Source organism: Flavobacterium sp. IB48 (assembly GCF_016405855.1).
GTDB classification, from domain to species: Bacteria; Bacteroidota; Bacteroidia; order Flavobacteriales; family Flavobacteriaceae; genus Flavobacterium; species Flavobacterium ginsengisoli.
On sequence record NZ_JAEFCA010000005.1, the window covers coordinates 313,623 to 334,089 of the forward strand.

The window sequence follows — 20,467 nt, forward strand, 5'->3', positions numbered from 1 at the left end:
TAATGCATTAATCATGACTTTAGCTGATCAAATTGTCTGGCTTTTTATTCTAGCAATTCCAATTGCCTGTATTAGCTGGACTGTAACACACGAGGAGATTTTTAGAGAGCCTCATGAATGGTGTGTCAGGCATTCTAAAAATGACAGACACATTTTATCCAGAAAGTTCTTTTATCTCTTTACCTGTGAATATTGCTTTAGCCATTATGTTACAATTGCCTTTCTGATCATCTGCGATTATAAACTTTTGTTAAATGATTGGAGAGGGTATATTTTGGCAGGGTTTTCTCTGGTTTTTATGGCAAATGCTTATATGAGCCTTTTTGCACTTTTACGCCAAGCTATAAAGAAAGAAAAGGTTGAAATTGAAAAAATTGAAAGCGAAACTGACAGCGACGACAGTAAAAAATAAAAAATAGTAATTAAATAAGTAAGTATAATTAAAATAAGTTGACATCATGGAGAATTTAAATTTTATAGACCCATTATTACACGGAATTAAACCTGAAAGTAAACCGTTAAATCTGTCAGTAAAACAAATGGTATGCGCTGGTGTTGGTTTTCTTTTGGCATCGGCAGTTTTGAAAAAAACGGGGCACAAAAAAGCAAGTGCTGTTGTAGGAAGTCTTGCATTGCCAATTTTAGCATCAGCTTGCTATAAAAAATACAATCAAGTTAGTAAAGATAAAATAGATGCTAAATCGAGCAGTGGTATTGAATACAACCACTAATCGTTTATAAATAAACTATCATAAAAAAAAGAGCGCTTATCTAAGATAAGCGCTCTTTTTTGATTCAATTGAATTAAGAAATATTTCCCTCGACCCAATTTAATGCTTTATTGAAATCTATTTTTTTATAACCACGAAACTCACCTGGAACTATATAACTAAATCCGTTTGTAAAAGAGATAATTTCTTCTGTATCTGTAACAATTGCAGCCCTATTCCACTTTCCTAAATGCTTAAGTCCCATAAGTCCGTCTTGCAACCAAGCTCCCGGCGTAAAATTTTTAATATCGGTATCTAAAACCAGCAAAAAATTAATTTCATTGATTTGTTTTACCAAATGTTCAACAGCTGGAGTTACAGCAGTTACAAAATCTTCTTTTGTCACTTCTGCCAATGCTCTAAAAGCAACAATATTATCTGTGGTGTCAATTTGATGTATCATGATTTTTTACACTTTTTGAGTTATTTAATAGCGTTTTATTCTTAAACATTTTCAGCGTGTTTTTCACTAACTCAAATATACTCATTATCAATCAGATAACACTTACATTTAACTATTCGTTTATTATATTTTTTTAAGGTTCTAAGGTTCTGAGATGCTAAGGTTCTAAGTTTTTTATGCAGAAATGTAATGCTGTGCATCTACTGCAAAATGCATACAGCACATAAAATCTTAGAAGCTCAGAACCTTAAAAGCTTAGCATGTAAATTTTTTAAGCAGAGATGCACTCCAGTGCATCTAACACAAAATGCATACAGTGCATAAAACCTTAGCATCTCAGAACCTTAGAAACTTAGCATCTTTAAAAAAAAAAGCCTGTCTCTACTCGAAACAGGCCTTTTTGAAAAAAAATAAAAAATAAACACACAAGCTTAATTGTATCCTTGGTTTTGTTTGAATTCTTTAGTCACATCTATTGTTGACTGCGGAATTGGGAATACTCTTCTGTATGGCTCTGAAGCTGATTTTGCTGTTCCTGGAAGATCAAATTTCCCGAAACGGATCATTTGTGGTCTTCTGTACAATTCCCAGTATAATTCGAAGCCAATTTCATTATATAAAACCGTTTGATCGATTGAAGTCAAAGCTTTTCCTGCTACGCCTCCGTACAGAGATTCTCTTTTTCTGCTTGTACGCAATTTATTCAAATCTTCCATAGCTTGACCTGTATTCCCTTTTCTGAAATAAGCTTCAGCTCTCATTGTATAAATTCCTCCTAAACGGAATAATGGAATATCAACATTACTGTTTCCGTTTCCTCCTTCTGGATCAAATTCATATTTAAAAATACGCGCTCCTTGATTGATTTCGTTTTGAGCAAAAACAGCTTGAGCTGGATTTTTGAAAGTTAAAGAAGGCGTAAAATCCATTCTTGTTGTTGTGCTTTTTTCCATAACTAACGGAGAAACTTTAATACGTCCGTTTATCATTTCTAATGAACCAGAAGACAATAAGATTGGACCGTATTGAAGTCCGTATTGAATTCCTCTATTAAAGTGAAACCAAGGTAAATTGGCACTTTTTGGTACAATGTCTGTTGCCGGAACACTAATATCTGTTCCATCATTCATAAACCAAGTTCCGTCTCCATATTGGTATTTTTGTTGGAATCTTGGGTCATCGTGATTTCCATCCCAAGTTGCAAAAAACTCAGGAGTTGTACACGCTGCATTTGTTCCTCTATTTGCTGCAGAAGTTCTTTGGTTACGCTCCATACACACATAAGCAAAACTGTTTGAACCGTTTCTGATGTAATCTATCTTTTGAGAAATCGCAAAAATCAATTCTTTTCCTTTCTCATTGTCTCTTGCGAAGTTTTTGAAGTAATCGCTTTCTAAAGAATATTTCCCAGAATTAATTAGCAATGAAGTATAATAGATAACACGATCCATATCTGTTCCTGTACCAGTTACAGCAGCTTCAGTAAAATTAAAGCTTGAAGATGCATTTAAACGATCTTTAAAAACAGCGCGATTCAGATACATCTGCGCTAAGAATCCATACGCGGCTTCTTTTGTAAATCTACCGTGATGCGTTTGCTGTGTTCCCATTTCTGCCAAATCTGGCACTAGAGCTTCAACATCTTTTATCAATTGATCAATTTGTGTATCAGCTTTTAAAATCTGCAAAGGCGCGTTCGGATTCATCGGATCTCTGTATGGAGCTTGTCCGTACAAATCTAAAGTAGTATATAAATAATACGCTAAAAGTCCTTTCGCTTCCGCTAAAAACAATTTTTTCTCTGGAATTGAACTTTCTTCAACTGATTGAATTGCGGTTAATGAACGTGTAATTCCGTTTGTCAATTTATTCCAGTTATCCACTACAATCGCGTTATCCGATTTCCATGTAAACTCGTGCATGTCTCTCCATTTTCCACCGTCTCCCCAGTCACTTCCGCGCGTTGGCAATATTGCTTCATCTGTAGTGTATTCTTGCAAAGAGAAAACACCTCCGTGATCTACAAAAGTTCCGTCTCCTAAACGGTCGTAAGCAGCTGCAAGAGCCCCAGCCGGATTTGAAGTATCTTCTCCTAAAACCTCATCCAAAACAACTTCGTCAAGGTTTGTACAGCTTGCAAAAAGCCATATAAAAGAAAATATCGCTAATGTTTTTATATTAAAAATTGTATTTGTCTTCATAATAATTATAGTTTTAAAGTTGCTCCAAAACTGAATGTTCTAGAAGTTGGATAACTTGCATAATCGATACCGATAGATTGGTTTCCTCCGTTTGATTTCGGACTGTTGATTAACGGATCGTAACCTGTATAATTTGTAATCGTAACTAAGTTCTGACCTGTTATGTAAAGTGTTAATCCGTTGATCCAGTTTAATCCTTTTAAATCAAAATTGTAACCAATACGAGCTGTATTTAATCTAATGAAATCTGATTTTTCTAAGAATAAAGTAGACAAGATTGGTGAGTTTGTTGCATTTGCTCCAGACTCATAATAACCTGTAGCTACGTTACGGTCTGATGCTAAGTTGTTAATGTTTAATGCATTCAAACCTGTATTATTCAATAAATAACCACCTGTTTGTCCGATGATAGAGAACGAGAACGAAAAGTTTTTGTATCTCATGTCACTGTTGAATCCGTAGTAGAAAGTTGGCAATGCTCCTTCAATAATAATTCTGTCGCTATTATCAATTTTACCGTCTCCGTTTTGATCTTTAAAGATATTTGCTCCGTTTGCATCAAAACCAATGTGCTCTAATAAGTAGAATGAACCAGCAGCATATCCACTTTTGTAAATATTAGCATTTACACCAGATTGTCCAGGACCTGAAATTGTTCCTGTTAAGATTTCTGAAACCGGAAGATCTTGAATTTTATTATTCAAAGTCGCACCATTCATATCGATATTCCAAGTAAAGTTTTTAGTATCTACTATTTTAGAACCTAACATAAACTCGATACCTTTATTGATAATCTTACCGTCAATATTAGTCCAAATCGTAGTTGTTGGACTCAACGCTTGAGAAGGAACATTTAAAATTGCATCGGTTGTTGTTTTATTGAAATAATCTAATGTTCCATACAATTTATCGTTCCATAAATTAAAATCTAAACCAACGTTATACTGCGTTACAACTTCCCATTTCAAATTAGGATTTGGCGTTCTATTTACAGAAACTCCGTTTACTAAATTTAAATCATCGTATAAATAATATCCGTCAGCTCCAGCTAAAGAGTAACTTGCCTGAGTAATTTTATTTTCAACTTCTTGATTTCCTGTTTGACCCCAGCTTGCTCTTAGTTTTAAATTATTTAAAGTAGAAGATTCTTTTAAGAAACTTTCGTTAGCAATATTCCATCCTAAAGCAAAAGATGGGAAATAACCATATTTATTGTTTTTACCAAAACGAGTCGATCCGTCGCCTCTCATAGAAGCCGTAACCAAATATCTGTTGTCAAAACTATAATTCAGCCTTCCGAAATAAGACTGTAATTCATTCTCCTGCGCATAACCTGTTGTACCAGATTGTGTTCCTTTAAATCCAGGATTAATTGATGGAGGAACTCCTTCTCCTTGATCAGAGATTCCGTCAATGCTAAAACTTGTTCCTGATCTTTCAAATTTTTGATAAGAGAAACCAGCCAAAGCTTCGATTTTATGCTTGTCTAAATTTAAATTGTAAGTCAAATAATGCTCTACCAAAGAGTTTTTAGAATCTAAATTATTCTGAACATATTTTCCTTTCGGATTCAAATCTGTTAAGTTTGGAAAAATAGTTGTGTTTCTTTCTGCCATCGAACGGTCAATACCAATATTTAATTTGTATTCTAATCCGTCAATAATTCTTAAAGAAGCTTCTAAGTTTCCTAAAACTCTTAATGTTCTCGTTTGATCTTGGTAAATGCTCAACAAATATGCAGGATTGTAATGTGCATTCATGTTGAAATTGGTGTAGTTTCCATTCGCATCAAAAACAGAACGTGTTGGATTTGCCATCAAAGTATGAACGATCAATTGTCCGTTAGAACCACCATCATCACTCGTAGGAACTCCGTCATCTTTAGTTTCACTTGCAGTAAGATTCATTTTTACTTTCAAACGTTTGTTATCTAAAAATGATTCTGCGGCGTTAATTCTTCCAGAAAGACGTTTGAAATTACTGTTACGAACCACACCTTCCTGATCCATTTGTGCAATCGAAGCATAATAATTTCCAGTTTCTGTTTGTTTAGAAAAAGAAAGCGAATTGTTTTTAGTTATAGCACTTCTATAAATTACATCTTGCCAATCTGTATTTCCGCCGTGATCAAATGCTTTGTCTGTAATTGCATTTCTATATTCGCTTGCACTTAAAACATCTAGTTTGTTAGCCACAGTCGAAACTCCCATATAAGAATCAAAAGTTAGTGTTCCTTCACCTTTAGAACCTTTTTTAGTTGTTACCAAAACAACTCCATTAGAACCTCTTGCTCCATAAATTGCAGAAGCCGACGCATCTTTCAAAACCGTAATCGATTCGATATCACTCGTATTCAAAAAGTTCAACGGATTCTTAGCAGAAGAAGTTCCAAAACCTACATTACTTCCAGAAGGGCTTACATCATCATTTGACAAAGGCACACCATCTACAACGAACAAAGGCGTACTTCCGCTTCTGATAGATCCAACTCCACGAATTGTTACATTTACTCCAGCTCCTGGCTCACCGCTTGTATTTACAACACGTACACCAGCCACTTTTCCTTGCATTAAATTATCTACCGAAACGTTTACACCTTGTTTGAAACTTCCTGCTTCTAATTGTGTAACTGCACCAGTAACATCTTTCTTAGATTGTTTACCATAACCTACAACCAAAACCTCGTTTAGTTCAGCTGTATTTGGCTCTAATTGAATATTCATAAAACCAGTCTGTACAGCAACTGTTTTGGTTTTATAACCCATATAAGAAATGTCCAATGTTTTTCCTTCTCCAACCGTAATTTCAAATTCTCCATCAAAATTTGTAACTGTTGAATTTGAAGAACTTGTTTCTGATACTGTTGCACCAGGAATTGGCACTTTAAATTCGTCAACAACTTTTCCTTTTACTTTAATTCTATCAACTGCTTTTGCATTTATTGCTTTTGGCGCAGCTGTTTTTTGAATTAAAATCAGTTTTCCACTAATGTTATAATTGAAATTTGCCTTTTGCGAAAGATCATTCAAAATTGCAGTAATAGACTCATTACTATAATTTACCGTATAAGCTGTATTATCAGCAATTACAGCTTGTCCGTAACTAAATTTGTAGTCGGTTTGTTGCGTTAATTTTGAAAAAATAGAAACCAGAGTAGCTTTTTCTATTTTATTTGCTACTTTTGACTCTTTTAATAAATTAGTTTTACTGTAGCCACTCTGAAAGGCAAGTAAAGCCAGGACTAAAAAGACAAAACTCTTTAGATTTAAATAAGAAGGTTTAAAATACATGATTTAAGTAATTGTTTTTACGATGCTTAGTTATTAATAGCAGTTGTTCCAGCAACTGCTTTTTTTGTTTTTAATCCACTTTTACTACTTCGCCATAGACTTTGAATTTTAGGTTTGTGATATAATTTATTTCTTCCAAAACATTTTCTAATGTCGCGTCCTTCTTAATGAATACCGTTAACGGCGTTGCTAATACGTGTTCGTTGTTATACTGAAATGAAACTCCGTATTTATATTGTAAAATGGCAATAACCTGTTTTAAAGTAGTTTGGTCAAGTGTTACATCTTGATTGTACCAATTCACCAAAAAAGCTTTATCGGCAACTTGTTTGGTTAATTTTTGGCCTTCAAACAAAGCTTCTTGATTTGGCACTAAATCTACACTCTGCCCTTTTCCAGAAACATTTACTTTTCCGGTTACGACAATTACCTTACAGTTTAATTTTGATAATTGAATGTGAAATGAAGTTCCGACAACTCTGGTTTGTATTTCGCCAGAATGAATAATAAATGGGTGTTTTTTGTCTTTGGCCACTTCAAAAAACGCGTTTCCTTTTAGTAAAGAAACCGTTCTTTGATCGCCTTCAAATTTTTCAGGATACTGAAATGATGAGTTTGCTGCCAGATAAATTTTCGAACCGTCACTTAATTGGATAGATTGGGGAATCGATGACGTTTTAAATGTGATTTGTTTTTGGTTTAAAACATTTGGTCTCAAGAAAAATCCTAAACCAAGCAGAAAAAGAATGCTGGCAGCAGCCATATATTTTAAATAAGGATTGAAAGATCTTTTCTTTCCAATTCTTATCTGAATTTCGTCGTAGATGTTTTGAGATTCGATTTCTGGGTTTCCCATAAGATCATTATCCCATTTTGAATTTTGATATTCGTCGAAAGCAAAATCATGCAATAAATTTTCTTCTGCCGATGAAGTTTTTCCTCGCGAACTTTTATCCAGCAGATATTCTAAACTATGTTTAATTCTTTTTATCATAATACTTATTGTTATAGATAAGTACCAGAAACCAGAAATCGTACTATTGCCGAATATTATGAAAACATCAAGCGAAAGTTATTTTAAAATTTTTGATTGAAAATAATGAATGGAGCCAGCCAAACCAAGTCTTTTAAGCCTTCTCGAAGTTGTTTTACAGCTGATGAAATTTGATTTTTTACAGTTTGTTTTGAAATTCCAAGTTCGTCTGCAATTTGATCAATTGTCATGTCTTGAAATTTATACATCAACAAAACCTCTTTTCTTTTTTCTGGAAGTTTGTCTAATAAAGAATAAAGCAAATCCATCACTTCTGGATCAATAGTCGAAAAATTGTCAATAATGTAGTCTTCGAATTTTTCTTCTAAAATCGTCTTATCAAAACGATTGTTCTGATAATGTTTGAAAACCTGATTTTTTACTGCACGAAATAAAAAAGGTTCAATAGCATTAATATTCAGTTCTTCTTTTCTTTCCCATAAATCCACAAAAACATCCTGAACAATGTTCTGCGCCAAGTCTTTATCCTGAGTCATCGTATAAGAAAATGCATTAAGCTTTTTCCAATATTGGTTATACGTTTTTTCAAAAATTTCAGGATTATTCATATACTAATTACAGGCTTTTTAATATCGTAAAATAATAAAATGAAAACCCAATGTTTTTTGCGTCAAGGTTATCTTTAAATTAATAAATAAACACGTTTGTTGTAGAAATACTACTTTTTTAAAGCAAAAGAAAGAATCACTTTGCGATTTCTTTTTTTTAATCTAACACACAAATCGGCTTCAGATTTTAACTTAGTGCCTTTCAAAAAATGCAATTTTCTTTTGATGCGTCCCAGTCAACAGTATCAATTACATTTTAGAATTATGAAACCATTTTTTTTTACTTTATTATTTGCAGGAGCTTTAAGCGCTCAGGCTCAGAACGACAATCTGAAAATTAACCAGATTCAGGTTATCGGATCGCACAACAGTTATCGTCATGCGATTGAAACCGATTTATACAATCTTATCCAAGCTAGAGATACCACTCGTTCTCTTAAAGGCTTGCAATACACTCATATTAGCATTACCGATCAATTAAACAAAGGTTTACGCAATCTAGAAATTGACATTTTTGCAGATGCGAAAGGCGGAAAATATGCACACCCAAAAGGTTTGGATATAGCTAAATCTGAAGAAGTTTACGACCCAAACGGATTAATGAAAAAACCAGGTTTTAAGGTTTTCCATATGCCAGATATCGATTTTAGAACTTCTGCTTATACTTTCGAAATCTGTCTTCAGGAATTAAAAAAATGGTCAGATGCTAATCCGGGACACGTTCCTGTTTTTATTACTTTGGAACCAAAAGACGGAGATGCGAATTTCTTCGGTACAAAACCAGAAGATTTCACAGCCTCAGTTTTTGACGAAATGGACAAAGTAATCCGCAAAGAATTAGGAAAAGACAAACTGATTACGCCAGACATGGTTCGCGGAAAATATAAAACTCTCGAAGAAGCAGTTTTAAATAACAATTGGCCGACTTTAAAAGAAGCCAAAGGACGATTTTTATTCTTATTAGATAACAACGGCGCAAAAAGAGATTTGTACGCATTGAATCATCCGTCCCTTAAGGGACGCGCCGTTTTTATTAACGCAGAACCAGGAAAACCAGAAGCTGCAGCTTTATTCAGAAATAATGCTGAAGATCCGACAATTGAAGATTTAGTGAAAAAAGGTTACATTATAAGAACCAGAGCCGATTCTGATACCAAAGAAGCCCGTGCCAACGATTACTCGCATTTTGAAGCCGCAAAAAATTCTGGAGCACAAATCATTACAACCGATTATTATCTGCCAAGTACTTTCTTTAATTCTCCATACCAAATTAAGTATGATGACGGAAGTTATGTTCGAAATAATCCCGTAATGACACCTTAATTTTTTTTGAGCCGTTTTATTTAACCGCAAAGAGCGCAAAGGTTTACGCAAAGTACGCTAAGATTTTTTCTCTAAGGTTACGCTCATAAACGCAAAGTTCGCAAAGCTAGATTAAAGCTTTGCGAACTTTTTTATTTTATAAAATCTAACTCAAAAATTAAACTTTGCGTAAACCTTTGCGCTCTTTGCGGTTAAAAAAAAAATTACTTCAAACTTTTAACAGCACCACTTTTCAAATCAACAGAAAAATGATCTGCTGGAACTTCGTGTATGAATTTATTGAAGATAATTAAGAACAGCTTCATTTGTTTTTGAAGTGGTGTGTCACTTGAAAGATCAGCTTTACCACCTTCTAAAAACAAATCAGATAATACTTTATATTGTTTTGCTCTTTCAACTCCAACATCGGCAAGAGCCAATTCGTCTGCACTTCTAAAGCGATAAAAATCAATTAAAAGATCATTTCCTGTCCAATTGAAATCTGTTTTTTTAAGTTTATTTTTAATTAAAATCTGTTCCGATTTCGTCTCCGCTTCTTTCCATTCTTTTTGAAACTGCTCTTTATTTTTCAAAATAAAATCAAAATCTTTTGCTGATTTAATGTTCGCTAAAACCAATAAATCTTTCGCTGAAACATTCAAAATAAAATCTTTAAAAGCAGAAGGCCAATCGTCTTTTAAGAAACGAAGACGCACTAATTCCTTCAAATGAAAATCGGTAAAATCATGATAATTTTTAGTCTTTAAAATAGCAGCATTCCAAATATCTTTTGTATTCTGACTTTCTAAAAACTGATATTCCATTTTATACAAATCGAAAAGTTCATCATATCTCGGAACATTATCGATTGTAATAGTCTGAATATCGACCACATTATCTTTCTTTAAAGTCAATAATTTGTAAGCCGGAATGTAGGCCGCAAGCGAAGGAGTTTGAATATTAACTAAGGTATTTCCTTTTGGAGAAGTTCTCACTCCTGTATCGTTAATATGCATATGGCCTCCAAAATGAATCTTCAATCCAGCATCTGCAAAAACCTGTGCCACTTCTTCAACTGGAACTCGGTTTAACTGCCATTTGTTTGGGCCAAGCAATTCTTTTATTTCCGCAGAAGCGTCATCATTAAAATCGATCATCGGAAAGTGGCTAAAAGCAACTAAAGTTTTTCCCTGTTTTTTAGCTTGATCAGAAATAGCAGAAACCCAATTAATTAAATGTTTTTTGTTTGAAAGTACATTATTGTATCCTGTACTAGCCTCAGCATAACTTTTTGAATCTTTAGGGTCGCCATCGGTTTTCTTCGGAATGTAAACGTTTCCATCAATTGCCATTAACCAAAGTCCATCAATAGGTTCAACGACATAACTAACATCTGGAACTTCATAACCTGGTGCAACTTCATATACACGATTGGCTAATTTTGCACTTTCTAAAGCTTTATCGAATGAATAATTTTCGCTTGAATAATTTGAAAAAGGTGTTGCCCAAAATTTATTTTTTTTATTCGGATGAAAACCAAAATCTTTCAGATTATCGGTAATTCCTAAATAACCCATTTTAGCAATATCGGTGGTAACAACTACAGGCTGTTCGATGGTGAGATTTGGCGCATACATACCGTCTTTGCTATAAATGGGTTGACTTTTACCTTCTTTACCTAAAAAATCTTCTTTCCCAGATTCCTGTGCAAAAGGTCCAACTGGGTCATGGTTTCCTGTGGTAATGAAGAATTCTATTCCGTATTTATTTGAATATTGTTCTAAAATTTTAGCTAATCCGCGAATGTGAATTGGCTGTCCGTCGTCGGTATAATCACCTGGAAGTGCGACATATTTGATCTTTCGCTTTGCGATATCATCTAAAGCTGCTAAAAAAGCAAAATAGTTTTCATTAAAAATTCGAGTTGAATGCAATTGCGATGACATGGTTCGCACCAAAGCATATTGATTTGTTCTTGGATTTAGAACGCCTTTGTAATCTGAATCTGAAAATCTGCCAAATAAATCCTGCAAATGAACATCAGATAAAAATGCGATTTGTGTTCCGTTTAAATTCTTTGTTTTTTGTGCCGAAACAGAACTATTAAAAACAACAAAAACAGACACTATAAAAAGTGAAGTAAATTTTAATTTCATAGGTTTTAACTTTAATAAATTGGGGACACTTTATTAGAAGTTTTGGAGCTTTTAATCGAATGCAATTTTATCAATTTAAACCTAGAATCAGTTTATGTTAGTGTTATGGAAATGATAATGTTTTTTTTAACTGCAGTTCTTATAGCTATCAAGGTTGCAGATAAAAAAAGGCTGTCCAAAAAGACAGCCTTCTTAACACATTAAAACCTAAAAAATTTAATGTATCTAAAACCATTATGGCAAATGGGTTATGATTATTTCTTAATAAAACGTCTTACGGTTTTGATTCCGTTTTTCTCAACCGAAATCAAGTAAATACCGGTTTTCAAAGTCGAAACATCTATACTATTGTTATTTACCGTTTGAGATGAAACTGTCGCTCCACCTTCAGTATTAATAATATTTACATTTCCACCTGAAACTTCTGCCGTAAAAAAGATTTCACTTTCTGTTGGGTTTGGATAAATTTCTAAACTTGCAATAGACTGTTCGGTAGCTGGCGCAGCTGTTCTTGCCGTTGAACCTGATTTTGTAATTCTAAACCAATTGATATTAAAACCAGTATTTTGAACATAGATTCCAAAATTATAGGTTCCTGCATTTACGTTTACAGTTTGCGTAATCGTCTGCCAGTTTTGCCATCCTCCTGTATTGGGCACATTTATAGCTCCAAGCTGAATAGTTCCTGCATTTAAATCAGACGATAGTCTTCCGCCTGTTACAGCACTTGCCACACGATATTCTATTTGATACGAACCAGAAGTTGGAAAGTTAATATTATAATACGCCATCCAATCGCCCGTATCACAATATCCAACATTTAATCCACCGCCTGTATCTGTGGTTGCTTCTGTTTGAACACCACTCATCGCGTTATAATTTTCTGCCTGAATTAAAGTTCCTGTTGCTGGCGGATTACTTCCTGTAATAACCTGATTAATGGCAGTAAGCAAAGATTTAGAACCTGTAGCATCTTGAGACAACTCCCAAATCATAACTCCCGCCGCATTTTGAATCGCAAAAGTTGTTTTTTGTTTGATAGTCGGAATTCCGTTGTAATAAATTGTGTTTCCAACTTGATCTAAATTTTCAGCACCCGGATATTGCGCTACGATATTGGCATAAGAAATTCCCTGATTGGCAGAAGCTCCAAAACCATATCCGTAAAAAGGAAGTCCAATTACAGCCTTGCTTGCAGGCAATCCCCTTCCTGTCCAATAATTAAATTGATTAACCGCCATGCTGTAAGGAGAATGCTGTCCTGGGCTGTTTGGTGCCCAAGGCCCCGTTGCATCATAAGCCATAATATTGATCCAGTCGTATGCAGCAAAAGTAGATGAAGGTACATTTGCACCACCATATCCTTCTGAAAGCGCTGCTGAAATCAATTTGCCATTGGCATGCAATTTATTCGCTAAAGCAATCACAAACCCTCCATAATCGCCATTAATAGCTGGCCCTTCTAAATCGACATCGACTCCATCAAAATTGTGAGCAACAACATAATCGTATATTTTTTGAATGAAAGCTGTTCTGTTTGCTGGTGTTATCAGATTAAAATAATTGTCTCTAATTGCTCCTCCTTCAGAAACGGCACCACCTCCAAGAGAAACAAAAACTTTTATATTTTGTGCATGCGCGGCATTTATAATTGTATTGCTTCCTGAATTAAAACTTAAATATCCGTTTGCATCAGGATTTTCAAAAGCAATATTAATATGCGTTAATTTACTGTATTGAATGGTACTTGAAAAAGCATTTAAATCAATCCAATTGGGAATATATGCAATTACTTTTTTTTGGGCTACAGAAAAATTAAAAACACCCAATACTAAAATAAGAATCCATTTTGCCGACATTCTTGTGTAGTTGTCTTTCATAGTGATTTGTTTTAATTTGTAAATTATGGGGATATTGAAAAATTGCAGGTTTCAGATTTTGATCTAAAACCTGCATTCTTAAATTATTTTTTAATAAAACGCTTAACCGTTTTTGTACCATCTTTATGGAAAATAACAAAATAGATTCCAGTTCTAAGACGCGAAACATCAATGCTGTTATTATTGATTTTTTGCTCAGAAACTAGCGTTCCTGTCTGATCTATAATACTTATTTTTTCTCCGCTTACAGATGTGGTCACAAAAAGAGTATTTTCTGCTGGACTTGGATATACATTCAATTCTGTTGCAGTAGGCTCTTCTTCTGCTATCGTTTCAGTTGCAGCCATTTTTGCTGTTCCTGCTACTTTTGTAATTTTAATCCAGTTGATATTCATTCCTGTATTCTGAATGTAGATTCCGAAATTATATGTTCCTGCATTTACGTTTACAGTCTGAGAAACAGTTTGCCAATTTTGCCATCCGCCAGTGTTTGGAATATCAACATTTCCTAAAACTACTGCGCCAGCATTTAAATCAGAAGATAATCTTCCGCCAGTCACAGCGCTTGCTACACGGTATTCAATCAAATAAGAACCAGTTGTTGGGAAATTGATATTATTATACGCTAACCAATCGCCTGTTTCTGTATAACCCACATTTGAACCTCCGCCAGTATCTGTAGTTGCTTCAACTTGAATACCGCTCATTGCTGAATAATCTTCTGCTTGAATTAAAACTGAAGTTTGAGAACTTGTAGCAGGAACTAATTTCCACTGGCCGCAAGTCTGATTGTTATTGTCCCATTGCTGCACAATTGCTCCAGAAGCTGTACTTGCTCCTGCCACTTCAACAATTCTTCCGCTGTGACGGGCAACAATTTTATAATAACCATCACCTGTAGAAACCAAAATAAATTGCTGATTTGTGGTCGCATTATATGGATATTGTTCTACTCTTGCACCATTAGCTTTATTGAAGTTATTAATGTCCATTGACATGCCGCTGTGGTTTGCAATGATTTTATACATTCCGTCTCCTAAATGCGTAAAAGTAAATTTCTGATTGTTTCCAGAATTTAGAGCACCTTGATTAATTCCTGCTCCGTTTGACATACTAGAATTCCAAACATCCATATACAAACCGCTGTTTCTGTTTTGAAGAAAGAAAGTCTGGTTTCCTAAAGTTGTTGTTCCATTAGCAATTACTCTGATCGAACTCACTTTATCATTCCAAGTAGCATTCAAACATGAATTATCAGAATTGATTACGGTTGAAGCTCCGCCGAAATTATCATCTTGATATAAAATCGCTTGATAACCTTGTGTAATTTTTAGCGAAGAAATATCATCATTTAAAACTCCTAAAGAATTTAAACGAGCTAGATTGTAATCTCCAATTGTTAATCCGCCAGAAAATCCAGTGTAATTGCAATCTTTGTAAACTGTGATTACATCTGTTGTAGCTGGAACTGAAGGCGTCGTAAGTCCGTAATAACCTCCAAATGTAGCAATGACTTTTGTTGGCTGTGGCGAATGAAGTGATGGCGATTGATCTGCAACATCATCATACGCAAATCCGTAAGCTAAATTGTCAATATTGATTCCTGGCAAATGCCAGAATTTAGAATAATGATTTGTTGGATTTACTTGATAATATTTCGATGCATCGTACCAATTTTGCTGTCCTGGATTTGTGGTCGTTGTATTGACAACATGACGATTAATCGCAGCTGTTAATTGCGATTGAATTACAAGATCTAAATCTCCGTCGACCAATCTTCTGTCCAAAACGCCTTTGCCTTCAAGAGCTTCTTGCGTTGTTGGCCTATTTTGAACACGTCCTGTTCTTCCAACAAAAGCACCAGATTGTCCAACCATTTCTAGTTGTTCTCCAATAACTCTTCCTTTAAAAACACCAGCATCTCCAGCATAAAAAATCAAGTCTTCATTTTTGTATTTGTTCCAAATCGCATCGATGTACGATTTTAAGTAATTTGCATATGGTCCAGATCCTTCCGCGTAAGCTGCCGTTTTAGAAGGTGCAGTAATTTCGCCAGTTGCATCGTTCACACAACCTTGAAACTCTGCAGGAACATTCGCTTTAAAAGCAGCAACAATATCTGCGTGTTTTTTTAAATCACCCACTTTCTTTTGGTAGCCGTTTGCACCAAATAATTCCAATCCCATTGGATATTTGTATGAATCGACTCTTGTTGGATTTCCGAAGAAACCATACTGATTATTTGTCAATTCGATCATTTCATACAAAATTCCCTGATTGGGATCTGTAGCATTTTGCGGATTTGGCGATGCATATCCTGAAGGAGCTCCGCTTGCGCCAAAAAAGTAAAAATACAATTGTGAACCTTTAGATATAAAAACTCTACATCCTGCAATTAAAGGAAGTGTAAAGGTCTTATTTGGAATTTCGCTCAACTTAGTAAAACAAGCTGCATATTTAGAATTTTGCCCCGGTCCTGTATTTCCTCCATAAGTTGGCCCAGTAACTGTATTGTAAGAAGCGTTCATTGGCAATATCTGACTCGTTTTGGCATTTACCCAAACGTGGTTTCCCGTTGTATAATCGATGCCGACAATTGCAACATATAATTCGCTGTCAGCAAACGTCGAATTATTACTAATCGTAAAAGGTACAGGCCCTTGAGCGTGTATCAGGTTTGAAAACACTAGAAATAGTGTCATCAGAAAAGAAAATCTTTGAAGTCTAATTTTATTCATATCTAAATAATTTTGGGGTTACGCAAATAAGTTTTAAACCAAAGCCATTTTCAAATGAATGACTAAATAAATCCGCCAGGTGCAATTGGTATGCCCTCCTTAAATTGCACCCAACAGATTTAAAATTATTTCTTAATAAGCTTTTTAGTCCAGCTTTTTTGATCTGATTTGAAGTTTAGAATGTAGATTCCTCTACGAAGCTTACTTATGTCAATTACGCTTTCGTTTCCTTGAGGTTTGTTTTCTAAAATCAAAGTTCCAGAATCGTCGTAAATCGTAATGATTTTATTATCTAAGTTCTCAGGAGATGAAACTTGAATATAATTAGTTGTCGGATTTGGGTACATGGCAAAAACAACTTCTTCTGCCTGCGGTTCTTCAACAACATTCATAGCCATTCTAGCTGTAGAAGATGATCCATATGCTTCGATTTCATACAATGAATATCCGTACGGAGGCAAAGCTTTAGCGTTACATAAAATTCGAATGTATCTTCCTGTTCCGCTTACCGCTAAATCATCTGTTCCTCCATCACCGGCAGTTTGATTGCTTACTGTTTCGTTTTCTGTAAAAACATTATCAGTTGAAATCTGCACTTTGTATTGTGTTGCATAAGCCGCTTCCCATTTTAAAACTACTCTGTTAATGTTGTAATTGCTTCCCAAATCAACATAAATCCATTCAGTCGCATTAGCAAAAGAACTCGCCCATCTTGTCGTTGTGCTATCGCCATCTGTTGCTTTATTTGCAGAAAGCGTAGGATTTTCTTCTGTAGAAGCTGTCGCTGTTTTAGCTAAAGCTAAATTCACATTCGGATTTGCAGTTATATTTCGAACTGTTACATTGCTGAAAACTCCTGTTGTTAGAGTTCCGTTTGCGTGAGACGTAACTGCCATTCCTACATAAATAGTGCTAGCCATTGCAATTGTTCTTGGCGTTCCTACTTGTGTCCATGTTGTTCCGTTATCTGAAGAATAAGATGTAAACACATTTCCAGATCTTACCAAACGAACCCATTTTGGAGTCGCTCCTGTTGTAACCTCTGCTGTAGTTACTCCCGAAGCAGTATCACGAGTCAAAAACTCAATTCCTGCTGCTGCGCTTGCATCTGTCATGGCGTGTTTTGATGTTGGCGTAAGCGTTTCACGGAACATTACTCCCGCTTTTGCATAAGTATTTGTATTAGTTAACGAATTTACTTTAGCAATAATTTCTGCATCTCCAGTAATAGATTGATTTACAAATTGAAATTGATCGCTTGTATCCCAAATATCATTTCCTGCTCCTTTGATGGTAAAAGTACCGTTAGAATGTGTCGCTTCACCCGCTGGAGTAACTGCTCCTAAATCGGTGCTAATCCAAGGCGAAGGCAATCCCGCTGGAGTTTCTGTAGAGACTAAATTTAAAGCTCTTAAATTATCAAAATAATACGTGTTTCCAGAATTTGTTCCCGGTTCAAATAAGAAAACAAAACGATTTACTTCACTGTCTGCTGTTGAAGCATCTGGTGAACTTGCATAAGTAAAAGTTACTGTATGCCAAGCGTTGGTTTGTTTTACAACTCCTTGATAAATACTATGTCTTCCAACAGGATAATTTGCTGGAACTGAAGCGCTGCTTTCTGCTTGCCAAGAAATAATAGATCCGACTGGTGCAGAAGTGTAAACGTCCATCGCGAACTTTTTAACTCCACCTTTAAAATCTCCAATATTGGTTATTGTAGTATTAAATGAGAAATTATCATACAGTTCTGTCGATTTGCGAACGTATTTTCCAACATTCGAAGAAGTATTAATTCCGCTTGCATTTGGGTTTGCTGTGTTTGCCGTATACGTTCCAATTGCATCTCTAAATGTAATATTGTGAATCGTCTGGTAATCTTCATAAATTACACCTTGCGTAAATGTATCTGGAAGTTTAGTAGAGCCAATTCGAATATTATCGAAATAGTAGGTATCAGCTGTGTAAGAACCCGAATTAAATAACAAAACCATTTGGTTTACTGCCAAATTTGAAGTTCCTCCATCTGGACTAGAATTGTAATAGAAAGTCAATGTTTCCCATTGATTTTGTTTGGTTGTAATCGCTACGTAGGTACTATTTCTTCCTGTAGGATAATTGGCTGGAAGTGATGTTGCACTGTTTTCTAAATTCAAACTTACCACTGTCCCAATTGGTGCGGAAGTGTACACATCAATCATAATTTTGTTCGTCTGATTTTTCAACAAACCGGCATCCTCAATCGTACTTTGTGTATTGAAGAAAAGCACATCATATTGCTCAGATACATTTCGAACATACTTCGCGACATTTGCAGAAGAATTAACCGAATTTGTCGCTGGATTTGCCACAACAGAATACGTTCCAGTTGTTGTTCCTTTTATGATTTTATTTACTCCGTCGTAATTTTGCAGCACGTCTGTTGCAATAATTGGCTTTTCTGGCGCTGCTTTTGTCAGCAGATTATCGAAATAATAAGTCGCACCAGAATTCGAATTCGATTCAAAAAGAAGTACCACATTATTAATTGATAAAGCACTCGTATTTGGATCAATTATTTTTTCAAATTCAAACTCGATTGTTTCCCATTTGTTCTGAACTGTGGTCGTAGCTTTAAAACCACTATGTCTACCTGACGGATAATTCGTCGCAGTTGTAACATTGCTGTTTTCTAACTGCATCGAAATTTTTGTTCCAACCGGAGCCGAAGTATAAATATCAAACGAAAGTCTTTTTCTTCCGTAAACATAATCATTCGCATTAGTTATGGTTACATTTCTGATGTTCAACACATCATACAATTCGCTTGAATTTCGAACATATTTTCCAACCAAAGCCGAAGTATTAATTCCGGTAGCAGAAGGATTCGCTACAGCTTCGGTCAAAACTCCAGTTTTTACAGGATACAATACATTTCGATTGCTTTGGAAATCATCATGTATTTTTTCAACAGGCAATGCTGGTTCGGTTGTTACTGCCAATTTGTAGTTATTTACATTACAGCCTGAAACTGTCGCCGTTACCGAAACATCTCCTCCAGAAGTTCCCCAATTTACAGTAATAGAATTTGTTCCCTGCCCTGATGTAATTGTTGCTCCTGCTGGAACAGTCCAATTATAAGCTGCACCCGCAATTGCATTTACAGAATACGTTTTACTAGTTTCGTTTTGGTAAACTTTGTTATCGCCAGTTACTGCATATTTAAAACTGCCATCGTAAACACGAACATAATCGACCTGTAATTTTGCTGGAAAATCGGCAGGAATTGGCTCTACTCCTGCACCGTTAACTCTCGTATAAGGTGTTCCGTAGCTTCCAACTGCGAGATTCAAAATAATATAAAAATTGTTGTCATTAAAAGGCCATCCGCCGTTTACAGTTGTGTTTGGTGTTGCCGTATGAAATAGAACATCATCCACAAACCATTTAATAAAATTTGGTCCCCATTCTACAGCATAAACATGAAAATCTGAGGACAAATCTATTGGAGAACTGTAGCTTCTTCCTGTAAACTGATATCCTCCACCATCATAATGAATCGTTCCATCTACCGATTTTGGATTTCTGTGTTTGGCTTCCATAATGTCAATTTCTCCAGTAAAAGGCCAATTGCCATTAACTGGAAGCATCCAGAAAGCCGGCCAAGCACCTTGTGCGTTAGAAAGTTTCATACGAGCTTCTACTCTTCCGTATTTTAAAGAATATTTTCCTTCCGTTGTCAATTTTGAAGAAGCATACGGCTGATCTGGAAATTGTGCGTTAGGCGCATATTTTGCCTCAATGTTTAAGTAACTATTTGTTCCTTCTTTTACAATTGTCGCCTGATTGGGATCGTAACGTTGCGCTTCAGCATTTCCGAATCCGCAGAGCGACGGACATCCGTTTCCAGAAATGCTTTGCCATTTGGTTAAATCTACCGTTGTGCCATTAAATTCATCAGACCAAACGAGCGTATTGCATTGCGCTTGAGTTTTGAGAAATGGCAACAGTAAGAACAAAACTGCTACACAAAATTGTTTTAATAAATAAGAATTGCTTTTCGGTGGTCGGCCGAAAAAAAAGTCATTTTGCTTCATTTTTAAATAGGTTTTTAGTTAGTATTTGTTATTTCTTCAATAAATCTTA

The 20,467-nt window shown here is 35.2% G+C and carries 12 protein-coding genes; 3 read left to right on the top strand and 9 right to left on the bottom strand.

The features are described 5' to 3' along the window. The first annotated feature begins 13 nt into the window (after window positions 1–13). Together JC605_RS17425 and JC605_RS17430 are read left to right on the top strand one after the other, a co-directional pair. Window positions 14–412: a hypothetical protein gene (locus tag JC605_RS17425; protein WP_198857423.1), complete on the top strand. Its 399-nt coding sequence runs from the start codon at window positions 14–16 to the stop codon at window positions 410–412. 46 nt (window positions 413–458) lie between these two features. Further along, a complete protein-coding gene (locus JC605_RS17430) occupies window positions 459–731 on the top strand; it encodes a PrgI family protein (RefSeq protein WP_198857424.1) in 273 nt (90 codons plus the stop codon). A gap of 73 nt (window positions 732–804) precedes the next feature. Here the strand turns inward: JC605_RS17430 and JC605_RS17435 are convergent, their stop codons facing one another. The 5 genes from JC605_RS17435 to JC605_RS17455 all read right to left on the bottom strand — a co-directional run bounded on the left by JC605_RS17435 (window position 805) and on the right by JC605_RS17455 (window position 8,266). Beyond that, window positions 805–1,173, bottom strand: coding sequence for an STAS/SEC14 domain-containing protein (locus JC605_RS17435; protein WP_198857425.1), 369 nt, complete (start codon window positions 1,171–1,173; stop codon window positions 805–807). 431 nt (window positions 1,174–1,604) lie between these two features. Continuing rightward, the gene (locus JC605_RS17440; RefSeq protein ID WP_198857426.1) at window positions 1,605–3,374 is read right to left on the bottom strand and encodes a RagB/SusD family nutrient uptake outer membrane protein; all 1,770 of its coding nucleotides are present in this window, start codon (window positions 3,372–3,374) and stop codon (window positions 1,605–1,607) included. A 5-nt stretch (window positions 3,375–3,379) separates the two neighbouring features. Further along, on the bottom strand, window positions 3,380–6,664 hold the full coding sequence (locus tag JC605_RS17445) for a TonB-dependent receptor (RefSeq protein ID WP_198857427.1): 3,285 nt from the start codon (window positions 6,662–6,664) through the stop codon (window positions 3,380–3,382). Between the two features lie 70 nt (window positions 6,665–6,734). Continuing rightward, entirely contained in the window at window positions 6,735–7,658 is a 924-nt protein-coding gene (locus JC605_RS17450; RefSeq protein ID WP_198857428.1) for a FecR family protein, read from the bottom strand. A gap of 83 nt (window positions 7,659–7,741) precedes the next feature. Further along, window positions 7,742–8,266, bottom strand: coding sequence for an RNA polymerase sigma-70 factor (locus JC605_RS17455; protein WP_198857429.1), 525 nt, complete (start codon window positions 8,264–8,266; stop codon window positions 7,742–7,744). Between the two features lie 264 nt (window positions 8,267–8,530). Between JC605_RS17455 and JC605_RS17460 the strand changes: the two genes are divergently transcribed. Next, window positions 8,531–9,589, top strand: a complete 1,059-nt coding sequence (locus JC605_RS17460) for a phosphatidylinositol-specific phospholipase C1-like protein (protein ID WP_198857430.1) — start codon at window positions 8,531–8,533, stop codon at window positions 9,587–9,589. Window positions 9,590–9,792: 203 nt separating this feature from the next. Here the strand turns inward: JC605_RS17460 and JC605_RS17465 are convergent, their stop codons facing one another. The 4 genes from JC605_RS17465 to JC605_RS17480 form a co-directional block, all read right to left on the bottom strand. Further along, window positions 9,793–11,724: a metallophosphoesterase gene (locus JC605_RS17465; RefSeq protein WP_198857431.1), complete on the bottom strand. Its 1,932-nt coding sequence runs from the start codon at window positions 11,722–11,724 to the stop codon at window positions 9,793–9,795. 254 nt (window positions 11,725–11,978) lie between these two features. After that, the gene (locus JC605_RS17470; RefSeq protein ID WP_198857432.1) at window positions 11,979–13,604 is read right to left on the bottom strand and encodes a glycosyl hydrolase family 18 protein; all 1,626 of its coding nucleotides are present in this window, start codon (window positions 13,602–13,604) and stop codon (window positions 11,979–11,981) included. 83 nt (window positions 13,605–13,687) lie between these two features. Further along, the gene (locus tag JC605_RS17475) at window positions 13,688–16,342 is read right to left on the bottom strand and encodes a beta-1,3-glucanase family protein (protein ID WP_198857433.1); all 2,655 of its coding nucleotides are present in this window, start codon (window positions 16,340–16,342) and stop codon (window positions 13,688–13,690) included. A 125-nt stretch (window positions 16,343–16,467) separates the two neighbouring features. Further along, the gene (locus tag JC605_RS17480) at window positions 16,468–20,418 is read right to left on the bottom strand and encodes a family 16 glycosylhydrolase (RefSeq protein ID WP_198857434.1); all 3,951 of its coding nucleotides are present in this window, start codon (window positions 20,416–20,418) and stop codon (window positions 16,468–16,470) included. Window positions 20,419–20,467: the final 49 nt, after the last annotated feature.

Coding starts and splice junctions, on each gene's coding strand:
- JC605_RS17455 (WP_198857429.1), bottom strand. CDS start 8,266: ATGAATAATCCTGAAATTTTTGAAAAAACGTATAACCAATATTGGAAA.
- JC605_RS17435 (WP_198857425.1), bottom strand. CDS start 1,173: ATGATACATCAAATTGACACCACAGATAATATTGTTGCTTTTAGAGCA.
- JC605_RS17460 (WP_198857430.1), top strand. CDS start 8,531: ATGAAACCATTTTTTTTTACTTTATTATTTGCAGGAGCTTTAAGCGCT.
- JC605_RS17430 (WP_198857424.1), top strand. CDS start 459: ATGGAGAATTTAAATTTTATAGACCCATTATTACACGGAATTAAACCT.
- JC605_RS17465 (WP_198857431.1), bottom strand. CDS start 11,724: ATGAAATTAAAATTTACTTCACTTTTTATAGTGTCTGTTTTTGTTGTT.
- JC605_RS17480 (WP_198857434.1), bottom strand. CDS start 20,418: ATGAAGCAAAATGACTTTTTTTTCGGCCGACCACCGAAAAGCAATTCT.
- JC605_RS17425 (WP_198857423.1), top strand. CDS start 14: ATGACTTTAGCTGATCAAATTGTCTGGCTTTTTATTCTAGCAATTCCA.
- JC605_RS17475 (WP_198857433.1), bottom strand. CDS start 16,342: ATGAATAAAATTAGACTTCAAAGATTTTCTTTTCTGATGACACTATTT.
- JC605_RS17445 (WP_198857427.1), bottom strand. CDS start 6,664: ATGTATTTTAAACCTTCTTATTTAAATCTAAAGAGTTTTGTCTTTTTA.
- JC605_RS17470 (WP_198857432.1), bottom strand. CDS start 13,604: ATGAAAGACAACTACACAAGAATGTCGGCAAAATGGATTCTTATTTTA.
- JC605_RS17450 (WP_198857428.1), bottom strand. CDS start 7,658: ATGATAAAAAGAATTAAACATAGTTTAGAATATCTGCTGGATAAAAGT.
- JC605_RS17440 (WP_198857426.1), bottom strand. CDS start 3,374: ATGAAGACAAATACAATTTTTAATATAAAAACATTAGCGATATTTTCT.